General features: G+C 41.5%; 17 protein-coding genes. 4 read left to right on the top strand and 13 right to left on the bottom strand.

From position 1 onward, the window contains the following. Window positions 1-65: 65 nt before the first annotated feature. The 3 genes from V7L01_RS25970 to V7L01_RS25960 all read right to left on the bottom strand — a co-directional run bounded on the left by V7L01_RS25970 (window position 66) and on the right by V7L01_RS25960 (window position 4,308). Window positions 66-2,159: a prolyl oligopeptidase family serine peptidase gene (locus V7L01_RS25970; protein ID WP_335039884.1), complete on the bottom strand. Its 2,094-nt coding sequence runs from the start codon at window positions 2,157-2,159 to the stop codon at window positions 66-68. Window positions 2,160-2,452: 293 nt separating this feature from the next. Then, window positions 2,453-3,580: a tetratricopeptide repeat protein gene (locus V7L01_RS25965; RefSeq protein WP_335039882.1), complete on the bottom strand. Its 1,128-nt coding sequence runs from the start codon at window positions 3,578-3,580 to the stop codon at window positions 2,453-2,455. A 98-nt stretch (window positions 3,581-3,678) separates the two neighbouring features. After that, on the bottom strand, window positions 3,679-4,308 hold the full coding sequence (locus V7L01_RS25960; RefSeq protein ID WP_335039879.1) for a sigma-70 family RNA polymerase sigma factor: 630 nt from the start codon (window positions 4,306-4,308) through the stop codon (window positions 3,679-3,681). 196 nt (window positions 4,309-4,504) lie between these two features. Here V7L01_RS25960 and V7L01_RS25955 point away from each other — a divergent pair, with 196 nt between their 5' ends. Continuing rightward, window positions 4,505-5,101: a glyoxalase-like domain protein gene (locus V7L01_RS25955; protein WP_334880811.1), complete on the top strand. Its 597-nt coding sequence runs from the start codon at window positions 4,505-4,507 to the stop codon at window positions 5,099-5,101. Between the two features lie 179 nt (window positions 5,102-5,280). Here V7L01_RS25955 and V7L01_RS25950 read toward each other — a convergent pair whose 3' ends face one another. The 6 genes from V7L01_RS25950 to lysS all read right to left on the bottom strand — a co-directional run bounded on the left by V7L01_RS25950 (window position 5,281) and on the right by lysS (window position 12,855). Next, window positions 5,281-8,502, bottom strand: a complete 3,222-nt coding sequence (locus V7L01_RS25950) for a CHAT domain-containing protein (protein ID WP_335039877.1) — start codon at window positions 8,500-8,502, stop codon at window positions 5,281-5,283. A gap of 27 nt (window positions 8,503-8,529) precedes the next feature. After that, on the bottom strand, window positions 8,530-9,006 hold the full coding sequence (locus tag V7L01_RS25945) for a hypothetical protein (protein ID WP_335039875.1): 477 nt from the start codon (window positions 9,004-9,006) through the stop codon (window positions 8,530-8,532). A 64-nt stretch (window positions 9,007-9,070) separates the two neighbouring features. Further along, complete coding sequence (locus tag V7L01_RS25940) at window positions 9,071-9,766, bottom strand: hypothetical protein (RefSeq protein WP_335039873.1); 696 nt, start codon at window positions 9,764-9,766, stop codon at window positions 9,071-9,073. 134 nt (window positions 9,767-9,900) lie between these two features. After that, window positions 9,901-10,608, bottom strand: a complete 708-nt coding sequence (locus tag V7L01_RS25935) for a helix-turn-helix domain-containing protein (RefSeq protein WP_335039872.1) — start codon at window positions 10,606-10,608, stop codon at window positions 9,901-9,903. Next, window positions 10,605-11,012: a type II toxin-antitoxin system RelE/ParE family toxin gene (locus V7L01_RS25930; protein WP_335039869.1), complete on the bottom strand. Its 408-nt coding sequence runs from the start codon at window positions 11,010-11,012 to the stop codon at window positions 10,605-10,607. The genes V7L01_RS25935 and V7L01_RS25930 overlap by 4 nt, the downstream gene beginning before the upstream one ends. 157 nt (window positions 11,013-11,169) lie before the next feature. Next, on the bottom strand, window positions 11,170-12,855 hold the full coding sequence (gene lysS / locus V7L01_RS25925) for a lysine--tRNA ligase (protein WP_335039866.1): 1,686 nt from the start codon (window positions 12,853-12,855) through the stop codon (window positions 11,170-11,172). A 146-nt stretch (window positions 12,856-13,001) separates the two neighbouring features. Between lysS and V7L01_RS25920 the strand changes: the two genes are divergently transcribed. Further along, entirely contained in the window at window positions 13,002-13,559 is a 558-nt protein-coding gene (locus V7L01_RS25920) for a Uma2 family endonuclease (protein ID WP_335039864.1), read from the top strand. Between the two features lie 140 nt (window positions 13,560-13,699). Here V7L01_RS25920 and V7L01_RS25915 read toward each other — a convergent pair whose 3' ends face one another. Continuing rightward, on the bottom strand, window positions 13,700-14,125 hold the full coding sequence (locus tag V7L01_RS25915; RefSeq protein WP_335039862.1) for a hypothetical protein: 426 nt from the start codon (window positions 14,123-14,125) through the stop codon (window positions 13,700-13,702). A gap of 377 nt (window positions 14,126-14,502) precedes the next feature. Beyond that, window positions 14,503-15,465, bottom strand: a complete 963-nt coding sequence (locus V7L01_RS25910; protein ID WP_335039860.1) for a M48 family metallopeptidase — start codon at window positions 15,463-15,465, stop codon at window positions 14,503-14,505. 160 nt (window positions 15,466-15,625) lie between these two features. Between V7L01_RS25910 and V7L01_RS25905 the strand changes: the two genes are divergently transcribed. After that, a complete protein-coding gene (locus V7L01_RS25905; RefSeq protein ID WP_335039857.1) occupies window positions 15,626-17,200 on the top strand; it encodes an ATP-dependent DNA helicase in 1,575 nt (524 codons plus the stop codon). Window positions 17,201-17,317: 117 nt separating this feature from the next. After that, window positions 17,318-17,533 (top strand): DUF2839 domain-containing protein, encoded by a 216-nt coding sequence (locus V7L01_RS25900; RefSeq protein WP_335039855.1) that lies wholly within the window; start codon window positions 17,318-17,320, stop codon window positions 17,531-17,533. Between the two features lie 285 nt (window positions 17,534-17,818). Here V7L01_RS25900 and V7L01_RS25895 read toward each other — a convergent pair whose 3' ends face one another. Further along, window positions 17,819-18,670 (bottom strand): hypothetical protein, encoded by an 852-nt coding sequence (locus V7L01_RS25895; protein WP_335039852.1) that lies wholly within the window; start codon window positions 18,668-18,670, stop codon window positions 17,819-17,821. A gap of 523 nt (window positions 18,671-19,193) precedes the next feature. Further along, window positions 19,194-20,648, bottom strand: coding sequence for a sensor histidine kinase (locus V7L01_RS25890; protein ID WP_335039850.1), 1,455 nt, complete (start codon window positions 20,646-20,648; stop codon window positions 19,194-19,196). Window positions 20,649-20,896: the final 248 nt, after the last annotated feature.

Here is a 20,896-nt window from a genome sequence, read left to right as displayed (position 1 = left end):
TAAATTGATTAATGATTCACTTAGGTTAGTTTCATAGGGTAGGCAATACCCACCCTAAAAATCTTCTAAACTTCAACATTCAAAGTACGCACCAAAAAAGCCCATTTGTCTGCGGCTTCTTCAATAATTTTAGCCGTGGGTTTACCTGCACCGTGTCCTGCCTTAGTCTCAATTCTAATTAGCGTTGGCGTATCACCTGCGTGAGCCTCTTGTAAAGCTGCGGCAAATTTGAAACTATGAGCAGGGACAACGCGATCGTCATGATCGGCTGTGGTAATTAAGGTTGCTGGGTAAGCTGTATTTGGTTTGATGTTGTGTAGTGGCGAATAAGCATATAGCGCTGGAAACTCTTCTGAATTATCTGCTGAACCATATTCGGAAGTCCAAGCCCAACCGATGGTAAATTTGTGGAACCGCAACATATCCATGACGCCGACTGCTGGTAAAGCTGCACCAAACAAATCGGGACGTTGCGTCATACAAGCACCCACTAATAAACCACCGTTACTACCACCTGCGATCGCTAGCTTTTCAGTCTTAGTATACTTATTAGCAATCAACCACTCCGCAGCACCAATAAAGTCATCAAAAACATTCTGCTTTTTATCCTTCATTCCTGCTTGATGCCATTCTTCGCCGTATTCTCCACCGCCGCGTATATTAGGCATAACATAGACACCACCCATCTCCATCCACACCAAAAGACTCACAGAAAAACCAGGTGTCATTGAGGCATTAAAACCACCATAGGCATAGAGATAAGTCGGGTTATTTCCATCTAAGTTTATACCCTTTTTATGAGTAATAAACATTGGTACTCTAGTACCATCTTGGCTATGATAAAAGATTTGTTTAGTCTCGTAATCATTAGGATTAAAATCTACCTGTGGCTGGCGGAAAATGGTACTTTTACCAGTTACCATATCGTAGCGATAGATAGTTCCTGGTGTGGTAAAGCTGGTGTAACTATAAAAAGTTTCGGTATCATGACGTTTGCCACCAAATCCACCTGCTGAACCGAGTCCAGGTAGTTCTACCTCGCGAACAAATGCACCTTTGAGGTCAAAAATTTTAATTTGGCTGTGAGCATCTTTGAGATAATCAGCAACAAATTGGTTATTGAGTATGCCTACACTTTCCAACGTTTCTGCTGATTGGGGAATGATTTCTCGCCAATTTTCTGGCGCAGGATTTTTGGTGTCAATTGCAATAACTCTTCCCCGTGGTGCATTTAAATCCGTGCGGAAATAAAATACGCTATCATCATTATCGATAAAGCTGTAATCTGCCTCAAATTGGTTAATTAGTTCAACGACTTCAGCATTAGGGTTAGTCAAATCTTTAAAGAAAACCAAATTTTTGGAGTCAGTACCTAGCCAAATTGAAATTATTAGATAGCCTCCATCTTCAGTAACACCGCCACCAAAACCCCATTCTTTTTGGTCAGGACGATGATAAATTAGTACGTCTTCTGATTGGGGTTTACCTAGTTGATGATAGTAGAGTTTTTGATAATAGTTAACATCTTCTAATTGAGTTTTTTCATTCGGCTCATCGTAGCGACTGTAGAAGAAACCTTGACGATCGTGTGTCCACGATGCACCAGAAAATTTAATCCATTTCAGGTGGTCTTGCAGGTCTTCACCAGTTTCAACATCGCGTACTTTCCACTCTTGCCAATCAGAACCAGAGGCGGATAGACCGTATGCTAAAAGTTTACCATCCTCGCTAATAGACAATCCTGAAAGAGCAACAGTACCATCTTCTGAAAGTTTATTGGGGTCGAGTAAAACTTTGGGTTGGTCGTCGAGGGTTTTCAGAGTGTAGAGGACACTTTGATTTTGCAGCCCGTCATTTTTGAAATAAAAGTAGCGTTCGGTGGAACCGTCTTGCAGAGATTCGCCTTCTTTAAAAGGGATGCCATATTTTTCATAATCCCAAAGTTTGGTAAGGCGCTGTTTAATTTTTTCTCTGCTAGGAATTTCACTCAAATAGCCAAAAGTAACTTGATTTTGTGCCTCAATCCAAGCCCTTGTTTCTTCAGAGTCAGGATCTTCTAACCAACGGTAGGGATCTGCGACTAAAGTACCGTGGTAGTTATCGACTTGATTGCTTTTGTGGCTGGATGGGTAGGTAAAGGGTTTTTTAGAGGAGGGCATAATCTCAGGTCAAAAGTGCTTCTTTATATACTACAAAGATAGACCCGATACATGGAGCATATTCTGACCAAACCTGCAAGAAAATTCCAATTGAAAAGAGTACCTGCTAGCGCTAAGGGAAAAGACCGCGCTGGCTCCCCTTAAAAATGCCACGGTGTATACACAAGTCGGCAGGCCTCTCCCCAAACCCCTCTCCGACGCAAAGAGGGACAGATTTGCGTAGTAAAACCAGGGAAGTTCTTTCCTCAGGCGAACACCACATAAGGCGTCGAACTTACATTATTGAATGGCTCCTACTTCTGCTGAAGCATTTTTGTTAGCTGATCCAGCAATTGCACTTCTTGCTTGCTGTCTTCCAATGTCCGCGCCAATATAATTGCCCTTTCGTAAAAATTGCGGGCAGTTACGTAATTACCTTGTTGCTTATATAACTGAGCGTAAGACTCAAAAGATTTTAATTCTTCTCGCAAATTTTGCAATTCTTTAGCGAGTGCTAAACGTTGTTCTAATAAATCAAAGGCTCGTTCATAACGTCCTACAGCAGTATGAGCAGTAACTAAACCGTCAATTGCCCGTAATTCATTAGTGCGATCGCGGTTAGTTTTAGCTGTCCGCATTGCTTCACCATAAGTAGCAATGGTATCCTGATAATTTCCAGATGCTAAGTAAGCATCTCCTAAATTATTCAAGGTATTTGCTTCACCGATGGCATCGCCAGTCTGACGGCGGAAAATTAAAGCATTTTCATACAATTTAATCGCTTTGTTGTAATCTCCTAACCTAGCTGCTACTAATCCCAAGTTACTCAAAGACAGTCCTTCACCTTCAATATTTTTGACATTGTGAGCAATTGCGAGTGCATCTTCAACTGTTTTACCAGCAGCAGGAAATTCTCCTAGTTGCAGCAAAAATGTACCGATATTATTTAGCACAAAAATCTGAGATTGGAAATCTTTAGTATCACGAGCGATCGCTAATCCTCGTCGTAAAGAATCTTCTGCCTCTTTTAAACTACCAACCTGGACATAAGCCTTGGCAAGCAAATTGTAAGTTAGACCTTGTGCTTTCAGGTCGCCAATTGAGTGATATATTTCCAGTGCCCGTAAGGAAGACGCAATTGTTTTCTCGGCATATCCTGAGGCGTACTGTTGTTGAGCGATCCGCAGCAAACTGTCTGCTTCATCTCTTGATTGTCCCCCAACGGAACTATTTAAAGGGCGGTGGAGTTGTTGCGTAATATCAACCGCACCCGCAGCTATAGGACTGAGCAAAAAAGTAAACAGTAAAAAGCTCTGTAAAAGTATCTGAGGATGAGAAATCGCACGCCAGTTGCTACAACTCTTTTGACCAGAGCAACGCAGTGACTTACCTACACAAATTAAGCCTAGCTTTTGCTTTGGAAATACAAGCCATTCTTTCATAAAAATTACCCGTAATTTTGTGGGTTTAAGTAGAAGGTCTAAGAAGAAGTTTTAAATTTTTAAATTGAAGACAATAAATATACGAATTTATACTTAAATTATGATTGGGGTAAATCTTCTCCAAAGTATATGGCGCGGATATCTATGGGTAATTTGTCCTCTAGCATACGATAGCCTTCCTGGAGAAAATTGGCTACTTCGTTAGGTGCGATCGCTTCTCCTTCGGCTTGCAGATAGGCAGCGATTCTAGTTTCGCTCCAATGGAAAGTTTGAGCCATTAACACGATTAATCGCAAAACTGGCGGTAGTTGGTCTAACGCCTGTTCTACATAGCACCATAGCGGCGGCGAAGTCGCTTGCAGAGAATAATGAATTGCTTCTGTGGGTGGTAGTTTAATCTCGTTAATACAGAAAGCTGTCATATTAATTAACCAATTTTGCATCGTTAAGGCTTCCTCGCCTGATTCAGAGCCGGTTAAATTAAGTCCACCAAGTTCGTAGTAGATATGCCGCCAGGTGAGGGCAAACAGATAATCTGCCTGCACAGGCGATCGCGCCGAATGCCGAATTAAGGTATACACTATGGGACTATAGCGGCAAAAAATCACCGTAAAGTACTTTCCGGCATCTGGATTGCGCTGAAACAGGGTCAGTAATTCATGGTCACTGTGATGGAACAGCGACTTCACCAGGGGGTGATTAGCTTCCGGAAAATGAGGAATTTGCATAAGCCTTTCGATTGATAGTTGTTAAAATAGTTTTGGGAATTGCACTCCCGTAGTTAATCGCATAATATCTTGGTGTTGCCCAGTTTGTAGACCAAACTCAGACTACTTGAGTATTGATAAACTAGAAACAAAGACTTAATTTTAGTCTTAATCGACAATCATAAAATCGGCTCCCTTATAGAATCCTTATTTGTTCATGGTTATAGCAGTTAGTGTGATATCGTTCCTGCTCAGTCCCCTTACCTTAGGCTCCTTTCTGCCTTCCCTGCCCTTAGATAGCCTGTTCTCCACCCAAGGCATTATGGTGATGCTGCTAGCAGCTTACGCTGGCGCAATGTGGATGTTCCTCACCAGTGCCCCAAAAGTACACACAGTAATGGTGTCGGATTTGGAGATTGCCCGACAGTTGTATGAAGGGCTGCTAGATTTGCCAGCAGCTGAGGTGCCATTGCACTATTACTACAACTACGAACAAACAATCGGCGCAACTGGCATTGATCCACTATATATGTCTACTGGGCCGAGCTTGTCTAGTAAAATGATGAATAATGGCAACGATGGGCTGTGGTATCAATTGAAGAAAAACACCCAGCTACATGTCATTACTGGGGCGAGTTTAGGTAGCAAAAATCAGCAACGCCACGTTTGTTTTGACCATGACTGCCTGGAAATGATTTTAATGCGAGTCGAAGTGCGCGGTTTGAAATTCAAGATTCGCAACCAGAAGCCCCTGAATTTTTTGGTCAAGGACTATGAAGGGCGGGTTATTGAAGTGGCTGAGGTAGCGAATTAGTCGTTAGATTTTAGACTATTTTAGGTTGGGTGGGGTACGTAGCTTGCCGCCGTAGGCATCACTCCACCCAATATTTTTTTATATAGCAGGTGGGGCGTAGCTTGTCGCCGTAGGCATCGCTCTAGTATTGATTATTTAAATTCATTATTGGGTTTTGCTAAATAAAAGCTTATGACCTATCACCGAAAACCGTGGCAAATAAAAGCAGCCCAGTAACGAGGATCTGAAAAGGGAAATTGCTGAGGAGAATTTTCGATTTCTATAATTCGTTTGTTCAATTTGGCATACATATTATATTCACGCTTCCATTGTTCATATTCGATAGAATCTGAAGGATATTTTTTTCTATTTCGTATTAGTTCTTTTTCCCTTGCTTCTACTTCATGAAATACTTTCTTTAGGTCTACTTTTGTAAATTCTCGTAGCTGAATTTGGGCTTGCTGTAAAGCTTCAGGACGGTTTTTACCTTCTTGTCGTTGCTGGTAATAGAAAAGAGAAAATAATGCTGTAGCTAAATCATTAACTGACCACAGAGTACTAACTACACTTCTAGCACCAGCGCACAAAAAGCCTGTGGAGAGAGTCAGAATATCATCAGTTAGAGAAGGAGTACCCAAATTAGTTTCGCAGCAAGATAAAAACACTTCTACAAGTTGAGGTAAACGCCAGCTTGGTGTCATCAATTGCCCTAATGTGACGCAACCATCAGCTAATTTTAACTGTGATTCTAAAGGATTATCGAGGCGAGATTGGGCATGATGGCAGGAATGAAGTACTTGAACTTGTTGTGCTAACTGTCGATAGTTGTTAGAGGTGGCTTGACTGCTGCCAATTAATCTGTTTTCTAATGGGATATTATACATTTGGGCGAGTTTTTCGCCTTCAAATCTGGCACAGGGAAGGTTATCTTCAGCATCTTCTACAGTTCCATATTGCAGAGATATTTCATTAAATGTCACTACAGTATCGCGTTGTTGACAAAATTCTAAAATTTGGCAACTTGGGGTGTAACGAATTAGAAATTTATCTCCTAAATATTCCTGATATTCTCCTGTAGGCAAAGCAGCGAAGGGAATCTGATGGAGTAACAGGTGAGGTACTAAGATTAACTCTTCTATTCCTTGAAGATGTTGGGAGATGAGTTGAGGTATTTGCAAACGTTCAGCTAGTTCGCGGAGAATACTGTTAATTTGAGTTTCCCATTTTTGGGAATCATTCATATAAGACAATAACCAATTTTGGTTAATCCAGCCTTGCAACGTATTTAAGCCTTGTCCTGTGCAGGTGTGGAGAGTAATTTTATTTTGCTGGACGGCAAAAATATAAGTGTCGCTGTTGGTAGTGTAGAAACTGAGGATAGCTGTATTGGCTTGGTCAATTAGCTTTTGAATTTCTGACAAGCTGAGGGGGTTAACTTGAATTTCGCCAGCTAATACGGGATCTTCGCGTCTGAGATTTTCCCAAACTTGTTGTTTTTGGGTTTCTAAAAGTGCGATCGCTTCATTATAAGCTTGGAATGCAGCGCGTGTTTCACTGCGATTATTTTCAGATTTATGGCTTTGGCGTTCTTGGTCAATTTGCCGTTGCAGTTTTTCATACTGCTGCAATAACTTCTCAACTGCTGGAGGAATTTCGCCGCTTTGGTAGATATCGTTACTTGCCATTAAGTCTACCAGGCGTTTGGAACGCGATCGCTCGGAGTATTCAAAGGCTTTTTCTATTTGTCCAGCGTTGATGCAAGCTTGCACCATTTTTTGATAAACATCAATGGATTCTTCTAGAATTTCCTGACGACGTGATTCGGATTTTGCCCAAGAACGACTCGTTTCAACTGCTTCAATGGCTAGGCTATATCCTTCGATAGCTTCTAACCAACGCTTTGCGTTTGTAGCAATCTCACCTAGTTGATTAGAAGCTGTTAAACACTGCGAAGGAAAGGCTGTAGCTGTGAAGATTTCTAGGGAAAACCGACAACAAGCGATCGCTTTATCAATCTTCCCTAAATGTGTGTAGGCAATAGCCAGATTACTTTGGTTTTTAGCCCAAAAGTCGGGAAAACTATCACGGGTAAAAACTTGGAAGGCTGCTTCATAATATTGAATTGCTCTATCCAAATTTTCTGATTTGTTACCTATTATCCTTTCGCTATAGACAATACCCAAATTTTTTTGAGCCATTGCCCAATCCATAGGAAATGTCTCTTGACTGTAGATTTGCAAAGCTGCTTCAAAAGCTGCGATCGCTGCTTCCTGATTTTTTGCAAAGTAGAGGTATGGCGGCTTTAAATATGCTATTCCTAAATTGTTTTGGGTTATAGCCCATTCTCGAGAAAATCTCTCTTTGGTATAGACCTTCAAAGCACCTGTATAAGTTTGAATAGCTATTTCCAAATTAACAACTTGGTTGCCTCTAATTCTCTCACGGTAGGCATTTGCTAGATTTAGTGTTGTTTGTGCCCAATCATAAGGTAACGCCTCACAGGTGCGGACTTGCAAGGCTGCTTCAAAGCAACCGATCGCCATTTCCAAATTTTCTGCACGATCGCCATGAATTCGTTCAAAAAATATAGCACCTAGAGTGTTAAAACTATTAGCCCATAATGTTGGAAAACTTTCTTTTGTATAAACTGACAAAGCTGAACTAAGATAATCTAAAGCCTTGTCCAAATTTTCTGCTTTATCACCTTTAACCCTTTGAAAATAAATATCTCCCAAATTGTGTTGTAGTTTTGCCCATTCTTTAGGAAATAATTCGCGGGTGTGAATTGGTAAAGCAGCCTTTAAAAGGCTAATTGCCTGTTCTAAATTATCAGCTTTATCTCCATAAATACGGTAACAGTAAGCCCGCGCCAAATTATTTTTGATTGATGCCCACATTTCAGGCATATCTTCACGTTTGACGATTTTTAATGCTTCATGGCAAGCTGATATTGCTTTTTCTATATTCTCGTGTTTATGTCCATATATCCGGCTACTATAGGCTAAACTAAGATTGCATTGTATTTCTGCCCAGAATAGTTTTGCAAACTTTACTTTTTGATGACTTATAAATTCAGCACAAATTTCCCATTGGCTAATAGAAATTTCTAAGTTTAGTGCTTTATTTCCTAAAGGAAACTTGCAAAGAATCTCACTAAAACCACAAAGTTTTGTTCCTAATAAAATTGCTTTTTTAAAATCTATTTTAGACAGATTATCTGGTATTCTTGTCTGAAGCCAATTAAGAAATTCATAATTTAACTTGTCTAAATTTGCTTCTATAAACGAATATGCAATCTCATATTTACCAGTACTTATACTTTTATAGCTTACATGTGATGCTTCTTTTAGAAAAAAATAGAATTCAGTATTGCGGTTTTTTTGAACTTGCTTAGATTTGGAATTACCGAATCTTTTTCCCATTTTTATTTACTTAATCTCTATTTATGCTTACTGCTTACTTAAAATTTCCACCAGCTTATCTAGCAATTCCTCAGCTAACTCCAACAACTCAATTTCATCAATTTTATCACTAGTTCCGCGATTAATTTCTGCAACTGTCACACTACCCACTAATACCTTTTTAACACCAAAAATCCGCTCTTCTTCTTCTTTCGATAGGCTCAAACATCTTTCCAACTCAACAGCAATTTTTTGTAACGATTTATCTTTTAGCTGCTTTCTTACTCTCACCGCTACCAAATCATCACTTTGCAGGAAATTAGTCACTAATTCTACAAAACTTTGCTGCCCATCTTCGTCTTCTCCCCATGTTTCTAGCCAATCTCCATCAACATCATCACAATATAAATGAGCAGCTTCAAGCCCATACTTTATGATGTCATCCTGCACTTTTTGAGCAGCTTCTACAGCTTGTAAAAAGTTGTCTAATCTCTGTTGACGGTCAGATTGTTTTTCCTGAACCATAAGGACTCACTTTGTTAAGTAATAAGGTGGTTATACAAATCCAATCAATGACAGTGACCGACAACTATAAATTAAATTTTAAATAACTACCTATACTGAGATTATCGCTGTTAGATAATAATATGTTAACTATCTGATTCACAAAATCAGTTGCACGGGGATTGTAACTTAAAAATAATCCTCTATCTATTGCCCAAAAAATTAGGGTATTTTCCCAATCATCAAACTTTTCTTGAGAAAATTCTTCTGAAACGCTAGTGAGTTGAATACATAATGGACTCTCTTGCGTACTGCTAACAATTATATCAGTTGCCATAGATAGGTCTGCAATATAGCGTAGTAAAATTGTCCCGCCACAACTTTTAATATTATTAGCAATAGAGCCAATTAATTTGGCATCCTCCTGATTGAACTCCCCCGCCATCAGTTTCTGTCTCCAGATATAAAATTTAGGGTCGTTTTCACTCAACCATTTAGGAAACAAGTAACCATACCAATATTTTAAAGTTGGATTCAGCATTGTTAAAGCTGATTGCTGCTCTTCTTCAGATGGTAATGATTTAAGTCTCAGCCAAACTTCAGCATCTTGGATTATTTGTTGCAAAAACAGGATGACAAATCTTTTAGCAGTCAGCGAACCCGGTTTGACATCTTTCACCCAGCGATTTATCTCTTCTAGCCTTTTCGTTAAACCAGGATCTATGACAGATGCTTCCTCTATGAGTAATCTTAATTGTTTTTTAATTTCTTTGGCTTGCAAATAATGATAAACCTCAAATCTGGATTAGGTCGCTGAAATTTTAAAATTATTTTATCAGTCTAAATGATAAGTGCAAAACTCTCCATCTTGAGATTGGAGATGTAGCACCAAAGTAGACTGTAGTCTGTATCATCCTAAAAATCTGCCAATTTCTCCAGCAATTCCTCAGCTAAATCCAATAACTCAATTTCATCAATTTCATCACTAGTTCCGCGATCGCTTTCTCCACCCGCCACATTAGCAGCCAAAACATTTTTGACAGAAAAAAGCCTATCTTCTTCTTTAACTAGACTCAAACATTTTTCCAACTCTACAGCAACTTCTTGGATTGTCCTTGAACCTAAACGCGCTCTTACTTTCACCGCCACTGCATCGTCACTTTCTAGCAGTTTTACCAAAGCTGTTCTCAGTCCATCATCCTCGCAGGAAAACTTATCAAGGGCTACACGCACATATTCCCGCACGCTCATGTTTGCCGCTAATGCCTTTTGGAAAACCACATCTGGTACATCTACCAGCAATACACCTTCGTTATCACTGGCTTGATATAATTCATCCCCTTGTTTGACAGCTACCAGCAAATCTGCACCCAAGGCGTGTAAATAGTGCAACACTGATTCCAATTCATGCTCTTTTAACGCCGACTCCAGTTTAGACACCGCAGCTTGCTTCACTCCAAGTTTTTCCGCTAGCTGCGCCTGAGTCAATCCTGCTTTATTACGTATTTCCCGCATCGCATCGGTAAGATATAGGCGAAGATACTCTAACTTTCCCGCCAAAATCACTTCTGGTTCGTCGCTTACCTTTTGCTGCAACCAAGCTTGAAAATTAGGCTTTTTCATGACTTTTCCCTCTGCTGCAATTCACGCAATCTCACTCTTGCAGGTTCTTTGTCTCTATCTTTGATAGCGTTGTCGTATTTCTTCATAAAGGCGTGTAGCACCACAAACCTCTGAGGAGTAGCAGTTGTTAAGATAAATCGGGGATTATGTTCGCTCTTAGTCATCCGTAACTCATACAAATCATCTTCCAGTTTCTCAAAGATGCCACTGGTAAGTGATGCGAGTCCTTTGTTGCACAGGTAGCCAAGATTAATTTGCAAACGCTTGGTTTCGGAAGCACTCAGTAATGGTTTTGGTGGATTTTCTGGTTGCTCCTCTTCGGGAATCATCCTGATGAAAAAAGCCAGCAAATCTTTAGGGATTTCCCCATTGACATCTTGATAAAGTTCCCAACTCCAGGTCACTTCCTACCTCACAGTATAGTATTCCTTATAAGGAATGTCAATTGTATTATTCCTTTAAAGGAATATCATATAAAATCAGTGAGTGCAACTTAGGTAATAAAAATGGTGCGTTAGGCAAAGCCATAACGCACCCTACCGTTGAATCCTAGTTACTAACTCAACTCAACTGTTCAAATTTAAATTTCCCTTTAATGAACTTGTTAAAGTGTTGACCTTTAGACGGTGCATTATCTAAGTCTTCCTTGACGCTGGGAGGGACTTTGAAATACTCGTAAACACTTCCACTGTCAAATTCAATAGTCAGTGTTTGAGTTTTTTGTTCATAGCTATATTGCTTAATAACGCTGCCTTCTGGCTTGAGTAACGGGAAGGCAATTACATCCCGAATACTGGCACAATCAGTTAATAACATTACTAACCGATCGATCCCAATCCCTAAACCACCCGTAGGCGGCATACCGTATTCAAGGGCTGTCAGAAAGTCTTCGTCTACACCTTGGGCTTCTAAGTCGCCAGCAGCTTTCCTTTCAGCTTGGGCTTCTAGGCGTTCTCTTTGATCGATGGGATCGGTAAGTTCTGAGAAGCTGTTTCCAGTTTCTCGCCCGACGATAAATAACTCAAATCTTTCTACCAAACCAGGTTGAGAACGGTGGGGTTTTGCTAAGGGCGAAATTTCTACTGGGTAATCAATTACAAAGGTAGGTTGAATTAAATTAGCTTCTACTTTCTCTTCAAAAGCTAAATTCAGTAACTTTCCAATTGATTTGGCTTCATCTACACCAGGAATACTAGCATTTTTACTTGCTGTTTTTGCTTCTTCCAATGTTTGGAAAGAATTAAAATCCAAGCCCGTAAATTCTTTCACTAAATCGTGCATTGTCACTCGCCGCCAAGGTGGTGTTAAATCTATAGGTTCCCCTTGGTAGGTGATTTGCAATGTGCCAAGTACGTCTTGGGCGACAGTGGTAATAATCCCCTCAGTCAGCGCCATCATATCGTTGTAGTCGGCGTAGGCTTGGTAAATTTCAATCGTTGTAAATTCGGGATTGTGTCGAGTCGAAATTCCTTCATTACGAAAAATCCGTCCCAGTTCAAACACCTTTTCAAAACCACCCACAATCAACCGCTTGAGATGAAGTTCTGTGGCAATTCGCAGATACAACTCCATTTCTAAAGTGTTGTGGTGGGTGATAAATGGACGCGCATCTGCACCCCCAGCTTCACTTTGCAAAACTGGCGTTTCAATTTCGAGAAAATCTCGCTGTTCCAAATAACGGCGAATACCAGCAGTAATTTGAGCGCGACGGCGGAAGGTTTGCCGCACTTCCGGGTTAACAATCAAGTCAACGTAGCGCTGACGGTAGCGCTTGGCAACATCCGTTAATCCATGCCACTTGTCGGGTAGCGGCAACAGGGATTTAGTCAGGATAGTATATTGTTTAACGTAGACAGATAACTCGCCCTTTTCAGTCCGTTTAATAGTACCTTTAACTCCCAGGATGTCGCCTGCATCTGTGAGTTGTTTTAAGTGATTGAAGGCATCAGCATCAATATCTGCCATCCCTTCTTGGATGCGATTTTTATCCAAATAAAGCTGAATTGTGCCAGTTTCATCTTGTAAAGTGAAGAAAGCCAGTTTACCAAAAACGCGACGCGCCATAATGCGTCCAGCGATCGCAACTTCTAAATCAACTTCTTCACCACTGGCTAAATCGGCAAACTGTTCTTGCAACTGTGCTGCATGATGGGTAGATTCCCAGCGATAGGCGTAGGGATTAGTCCCTAGCTGCTTGAGTTGTTCTACTTTCTCCAGCCTTGCGGCTCGGATATCTTCTTCCGACATGGTAACGAACTAAATAGGGCAAGATTAATTATAGATGCTGCAAAAGTTGAGAGTAAGAGATATTTGCACTTTGCAGATGATGATATCGCCTAAAATTGATGTGCGTAGGCGTAGCCCAACCCAGGCATCGCTAAAGGAAATACACAATGACACAAACTAGAGTCCGCCTGTGGACTGTAAACGAATATCACCGGATGTTTGAAACGGGTATTATTACAGAGGATGAACGGGTAGAACTGATTGATGGGCAAGTTATCCCAATGAGTGCCAAAAATCCTCCACACGCAGCAACAACCCTATGTGCATCTGACTATCTCAAGCGGCTGCTAGCAGAAGTTGCCTTAGTTCGGGTGCAAGATCCCATTCAGTTAAGCCAATACTCGGAACCTGAACCAGATATTGCCGTTGTCCGCATTGATGCGCGAAAGTACATCGATCGCCATCCTGCACCCAATGAAATCTTTTTATTGATTGAGGTAGCAGATACAACGCTAGACACCGATCGCAAACAAAAAGCACCTTTATATGCTAAGGCAGGAATTGCTGACTACTGGATTCTGGATGTGAATCAGCGTCAGGTTTTTGTTTTCCGCGAACCATTTTTGCAAGGCTACAATCAACAATTGATTTTGCAGGAGGATGCAACGTTATCCTTGATTGCATTTTCAGAAATTGAAGTTCAGATTAGTCAACTGTTTCCATAAGTTAGGTAACAGAATTTGAGTATGAAATTTTTTAAATAAAAAGTGCGATCGCTCGCATTTTATCCAAAAGGCTGCCAGAGAAAATATTATTGATATCTTCTCTCACAAAGGCTCAATATTTTACTCTACAAGGAAAACCATTATTTCTGGTCTAATTTAAGCGAATGCCTAGATGAAATTACTTTCATTTTCAAGTTAGTAAATTGCAAGATCGCCTTTACAAAATCTTGCTGTTCTGGTTGCAAATGCAGTTTTTCTAGGGCTTGATTGATATTATTACCAGCCCGGAGATTGTGATTAAGTTGGGTGCGTTGCGATGTGTTTAAGACTGCCTCAATTTCCCTGTTTCTTCGCTGACGCACAGCCTGGAGTTCTTGGCGTTGTAAGGGAGTCAGGTTAATCTCCGATGAGGTGGAGTAGCTTGCAGTTTTGGGAGTTTGAGCGGAAATGACACCAGAAGTAGTATGGAGTTGAACGGGTGCAGCTAAGGCAATTCCCGGCATGAAAAGCACAAGAGCTAGAATAGCAGCGAACACAGATAGCCGTTTTATCAAGTGAATTGCCATATTGAGAAATGCCCACATCTAATTTAATGCTGAGATATAGTCAAGCAATTTTTAAGTCTTAATTTTGAATCTTAGACTTGTTCCACCCCCAAGAGGATGGTAATCCAGCTAGAAAATATTATCCGCTTTGAGGGTATCAAAAAAAACTAGAGTGGCAAAGTTAACTCGATTAATAGCACTTTCAGTTTATCCAAGTAAGTAGAAGGAGTTTTACTTTTGCTAAAATCCAGTTCTACTAGGTATACTCAGTTCCAGGTTTGCTCTCAAACATAAAAGAAAGTAGCAATCACCGAACAAAAGTAGTGTTACGGAGCGGGTAACCTATTGGATAAGATGGATGTGGCGCGTTAGAAAAACCTAACGCACCTCAACGCAATTTATTCAGACCTTCTCATTCTGTCGATTTCCCGTTGTAATTCCTCAATTTGACGGCGCAAAGTTTCTGTTTCATTTGCGGAAGGCTCTGCTGCAACATTTACCGATCCGGAAGCAGGCGATCGCTGATAATTTCCTCGGCGAATTTGCTGGTATTCTTCGGATACTGCCCACGCCCGTAAGTAATGCAGGCGTTCCACAGGGAAAGGATGAGTCAACATCGTACCCTGAGCGCCATTGTAGATCAAAAATTTATACACCTGATTTAGTCCATCTTCATCCAGTGCCTGATAATTTTCTGACTGCTTGATAAACTCTTGTAAACTACATTCATTGGCATATTTGTTACTACCGCCAGAGAGTTTCATCATCGTTGACATCACCGGAGTCAAGTCATCCATCACTAGTAGTGCGGCGCGATCTGACGATAACTCAGCTTTACGCCGCCACTCAAAAAAGGCGTAAATCAAGCCTTGTGTGACAATATTACCGATGCCGAAGGTTAATTCTCCCAAGGCGGAAGCAGCACTCATCGCCCACATCGCCATTTGAATTAAAATAGTATGACCACATTTAATATGCCCCAGTTCATGGGCTAGCACCGCCCGAATCTCGGCTTCGTCTAGTAAGTCTAGTATCCCTGTATTTATGACTATGTAAGGATTCTCTTGCCCCAGCGCATAGCTATTTGCTTGGGGATTTTGCGAGACAAACAGTGTCGGTTCTGGGTAAATGTCCAAATCTCGGACGCATTCCCGGAACATCTGGTAAATAGTGGAATATTGACGCGGCCCGACTTGGATGGTGTTACCCATTAGATAGACTAATTGAGGGCGTTCGTAGATAAATTCCACAAATTTACGAGCGATTAAATCAAATCCCGGTAAATTTCGTAAAGCTTGCTCGGCTTGGCGATCTAGTGGATGCCTGAAGGCTTCGCTGGAAATTCCTGTGTAAGTTGGCATAATTCAGGGTGTTGGGTGATTAGTCATTGGTCATTGGTCATTGGTCGTTGGTCATTAGTCATTAGCAAAGGACAACTGACAAAGGACAAATGACAAATGACAAGATAATAGAAATGGGGTTATTGGAAGTAAAAATCACTTTGTATGGAATTAAAAGCGTGTGATTGAGGCAGAAGTTCATTTGTCACTACATAACTTTTTGCGATCGCAGGCGGGGTTCCCTTCCTGGCCCCATCATTTGACGATGGCACGGTTGGTAGCACGCGCCTTGCGGCTGGGACGTAGTGCCCTAATTCAAGTAGGGGCAGTTTGTGGCTATCAAGGGCGATATCGTACTAGTTTCGTAGCATCAGCCCTGATGTGGCATGGCCCTGTAATTATTGTTGCTCAAGAAGCAGTGCAGCAACTTCTGTTGCGGGTGGAAATTCCCCGTCTACAGCAGTGGCTACCAGCCAACAAACCGATTAGGACAGGCGACGCTTGGCCTGGTGCTGAGTTCCAAGGGCTACTGTTGACCTCCCCAGAAGCCTGGTTAAAAGGACAATTTGCTGGTGGCTCTTGCTTTCCCCAAGGCATCCCCACAATTATTGATGGGGTAGACGATCTAGAAGATTGGGTGCGCGATCGACTTACCCAAGATATTCAACCCCATGATTGGGAGCAACTCATGCTGGCTTGCCCAAATCAAGCTGAGGCAATTCGCGAAGCCCGGATACAACTGACACACGAGCTTTTTCAGCATCCTGTCAATCCCTATGGGTGCTATCTAATTTCCCAGCCAGAAATAGAGATTTTAAGCCGTCTTTATGCTGCTTTAGATCCAGCAAACCTCCCAGATACTTGGAAACATTTCTGGCAGCAATTAAAAACCCTCGACGAAAATCTTTCCCCCCCTGCCTCCCCTGCTTCCTCTGCCCCCCCTGCTCTCTTCTGGGCGACTATTGCCCATCGGCAAGGTTTATTTTCTTTGCACTATGCTCCAATGGAATTAGGCGAAATCCTCTCGCCCATTTGGCAGCGGCAACCAGTAGTTTTAATTGGCAGCGCTATCGAACCGGAAACTGAGGCCCCTCTTTTCCGGCAGCGCCTGGGTTTGGACGATTTAACTTGCCTGAAGTTCTCTTCGGAGAGTCAAGCAGAAGCAATTCAACTGTATGTACCCTATAAATTGCCCCTACCTAACACACCAGAATTTCAAGCGGCATTTATTCACAAAGTCCGCACGCTGGTTTGTCTAAGTGCTACAGCACCAGGATTAACGGTTGTCTTAGTGGGAGATGTACCACTCAAGTCTCAAGTAGCGACAATTCTGGCCTCAGAGTTTGGTTCGCGGGTGCAAGTAGAAAAAACTTGTTTAGATGAAAATGGGATTTTGATTAGCGGTTGGGAATTTTGGCGAGAACATCAACGAGTCTTGCCGGCTCCACATCTGTTAATTATTGCTACTTTACCTTTACCATCTTTAGAAAATCCGCTAGTAGCTGGTAGGGTAGCTCGTTATAAGCGATCGCATCAAGATTGGTTTCGTTTATATTTGTTGCCAGCAGCTTTAAATGAATTACAAAGAGCGATCGCTCCAGTAAGAGAAAGTCAAGGCATTGTTGCTTTACTTGATAGTCGTGTAGTTAATCGCAGCTACGGCGCTCAAATTCTCACCGCCTTAAGTCCTCTGGCACGGATTAACTATCTCGATCCGAGTCTGTTTTCTAATACCGATGAAGAAAATTCTGCCTAAAGTAATTTATCAATGCCCAATTTACATTTTATGAAGGTAATGCAATTCATCACCTCTCTATAGCCATGATTCCTGGCAAGATAAATTTAGAACCTAAAAAACATTGAGTTGCTGATTATGGGTGAAGCAAAGCGTCGTAAAAGTACACTAGGGGAAACATACGGTCAAGAGACTCGCATCTTGCCTTGGCTTCCCATCACAAAAACTCAAGCCGAATTATTTGTCAGTTGGACAAGTCGTGGTGCCTGGATAGGCATTGGCCTTATGGTTGTAGGATGGGCAACTATCCGTTTTATCGGCCCAGCCTTCGGTTGGTGGCAAGTCGTCTATTAAATGCTGCTGTTAGCAGTAGGCAAAAAGGTTAAGGCTCGATCCTCCCTAACCCTCCTGAAAAAGGAGGGAACTAGAGAAGCCTTAAAATCAGGGTTATAGCTTTTCCTAATCACATGAATTACATCATAGTCCCCTCTCGAAGAGCGGGGAGGGGGTTGGGGGTGGGGTTCTTGTACCTCGCTCAACCGAGAACCGCTATAAAACTACTCTTCTCAGTAGCAAAACCTTCTAAATGCTCCTAAATCCTCGATCAATTGGGGAGAGGTTCATCGAACTCACCTTTGATTAATTCAAGAACACTGAACCGTTTCGTTCAATTCTCATAGCACTTCTACCCTGTGCTGCATTCGTGGCTTCCTTAAATCTAACTTCCAAAATTCCTGGCTCTGAAGAGGGTTGTGGAGTTACTATCAACTGTCCGCCATCTTCTCGTTCAAATGTCACTGTTACTGGTGCGCTTAGACCTTGGAGCGTTACATTGTATTTACCTTGTAGCGATCGCGGTGCCGTATCGCCAATCACTTGGTAGGTTACATTAGCGGCAGTCTCATTCACCAACCTGACATTAACTCTACCATTTGCCAGTGCGATCGTCGCGTTGGGGGTTTGTCGTTGGTTGGGTAAGAGTGGTTGAGTTGTGGAAGTATTTGAACCTCCAGGCGTTAGAGTTTGCTCACCTGGGGCTGTGGTTGCAGGACTGACACCAGCTTCTGATGAGGTCGAAGGTTGCGTAGAACCGTCAGGCTGCGAAGTATTTTGGGAGCTATTATAGGGCGGCTGATTAGGAATACTAGTATTGGGATTAACTGTTGAAGAACCGGTTCCTTGAAGTGCTTCACCGCCTACACCCAGTCTTGTTTGGTCTTGTGATGGGGTCGTAGAGGTGGGAAGAAGTCCTTGAGCAGCTAGTCTTTGAGTTAGCGCATTCGGAGGACATCCTTGTGGTACCACAACCCGACTGTTATGTGGTTCTTCGTAGAAAATTCTAGGGCAGGGATTAATCTTGGGAGTAGATTCTTGTACTACTGATTCTTGTGCTACTACTTGAGGGATTGCTGGCAGGCTAATCAGCAATCCACCACAAATAGCACCAAATAACTCAACAGACTTGCGAAAACTTTGGGGCTTGATATTCATTATTGACTCCTGATACAATTGAATTTCTATTTAAAATTTTTTCAACGGGGAAATTTAAGTAGTGGCTAATCTGTCGGATTAACACCTAAATTTTAATAATCTATTTCCGGTTTGTTATCTAGCTAGAGATTGAAAAATAAGAGATTGTTAGACATAATTTCTCATTCTAAAGTTTTACAATCTAAGTCATTAGATAATCCTTCAGACTTTAGATTTTGGCATTTGCCACATTTTTATAATAAAATTGTCTTTTTTCCTGACATCCCCGCAGTCAGTAAATTTCCTACTTAAGAGTTAAAGTCCACGCAATTGGACTGAAATGTTTACTTTCTTATGGTTATGGGAAAATTACCCACATACATAGCAGTTCTTATCAGCTAAAGTATGAGACATAGAAATATCAAACTATTAGCAATCAAATGAATGGCTAAATACTGCAACTGCTGCTATATAAATTAATAAATTTAATAAATAAATTTACTTGTCTGCATCTGTCACAGGAAACAATTGTTGAATTTGCGATTTAAGGCTCAAGAGTTATTGGTAAAGTGACAGTAAACGTGGTGCCAATGCTTTGAGTGCTTTCAACTTGAATATGACCCTGATGATGTTCGACAATAGCTTGAGCGATCGCTAATCCCAATCCTGAACCAGTAGCGCTGGCTGTAGCTGTATTCCCAGCTGTATGAGTACGTGCCGGATCTACTCGATAAAAACGGTCAAACAAGCGTGGTAGTGCTGACGCTGGAATTCCAACTCCGGTATCAATCACTTTAACTTGCAACTGGGCACTGGTATAACGTAGTCCAGAAACGCGATTTATTCCCTCTATCCGCGCCAATTCCACTTTCACCCGTCCACCGGCTGGAGTATAATGCAAAGCATTAGCAATCAAATTTGTGAACAGCCGTAACAGTTGATCCCAATTGCCCACAAGGGTAAACCAATTTTCCAGTAATTCAGGATTAGTTTCGGAGGCGGGAGGGTCAACTAAGTCTAGAGAAAGGGCAATTTCTTTTTCAGGCATTAATAGTTGTTGCTCTTCAACCACCTCCATCAGTAATGCATCCAATGGACAAGTTGAAAAGATATCTTTGCTAATACCGCTATCCTGCCGTGCAAGGAAGAGTAAATCATTGACTAACTTCCCCAAACGCTGCGTTAACCGTTCCACCACCTTTAACTGTTGCCGATACTGTAAAGAAGTAGTCACTTCTGTCTCTGCTAAATCCAAATCAGCAAGGGCAACTTGCACATTGGTTTGAATCAAAGTAATGGGACTTCTAAGTTCGTGAGAAGCATCAGCAGTAAATTGCTTGAGGCGTTGATAAGACTCACCTACAGGTTCCATCGCTTTACCCGAAAGAAACCAGCCACTTGCTCCCACAGAAAGCACCATTAACCCAATACCTAGCGCCAAATCAAAAATTAATTGGCGACTGGGCTTAGTAACTTCAAACCAGGGATGACTAACACGCAGATATCCTAATACTTGCCGCCCCACTTCCACCCGTTGGGTGACTTGTCGCAATAACAGTGCTGAGTCAGGAATTTTAAATTTTGAATTTTCACTCTCTCCCTTGACTACGCGCACGGTTTCACCAGTGCGGTTGGCATGAATGGGAATATTTAGGGGTTCTGATAGCGTTGACCAAAGTAATTCACCAGTCGGACTAAACCATTCTAGGTCGATGTGGTCATCTTCTACGGTGTCAGAATTGTCGCGAAAACTGGCTTCTAAATTAATGCGAAATTTATCTGCATCAGCATTAATTGGCTCAAATATGAGCGTAGATGCACAGGGACTAGTTGTGAGACAACGCTCCACTATTTCCACTACATGGTTAAGGGTATCATCAATCCGCTCAATCAATGTAGTATGAACGTATAAATAAACACTGCTGGCAAACAGTAATAGTAATACAGCAGTGACGGCAGTGTACCAAATTGCAAGACGGCGGCGAGTAGCCTGAAACATCTTTTTCACCCACTTTTTTGACTGAATATTCTCGCGTTACGTGTTTCTACTGCTAAACAATAACTCACTTTTCTAGCTCTGGTGATTTTGCTGAGGTTTAATTTTTGCTCAAGAATTACACTCTTGTTGCAGTAAATCTGCTTAATCCTATTTTATTCTTTACAGCCAGGATAAAAAAATCAGTTTTCTTTGGCTTGGCTATTTTATCGAATTAACTCAAACGACTATTGAATGCATCTAAACAAACC

It is taken from the genome of Nostoc sp., from assembly GCF_036917095.1.
Lineage (GTDB): Bacteria > Cyanobacteriota > Cyanobacteriia > Cyanobacteriales > Nostocaceae > Nostoc.
This window is presented reverse-complemented; position numbering and strand designations above follow the sequence as displayed.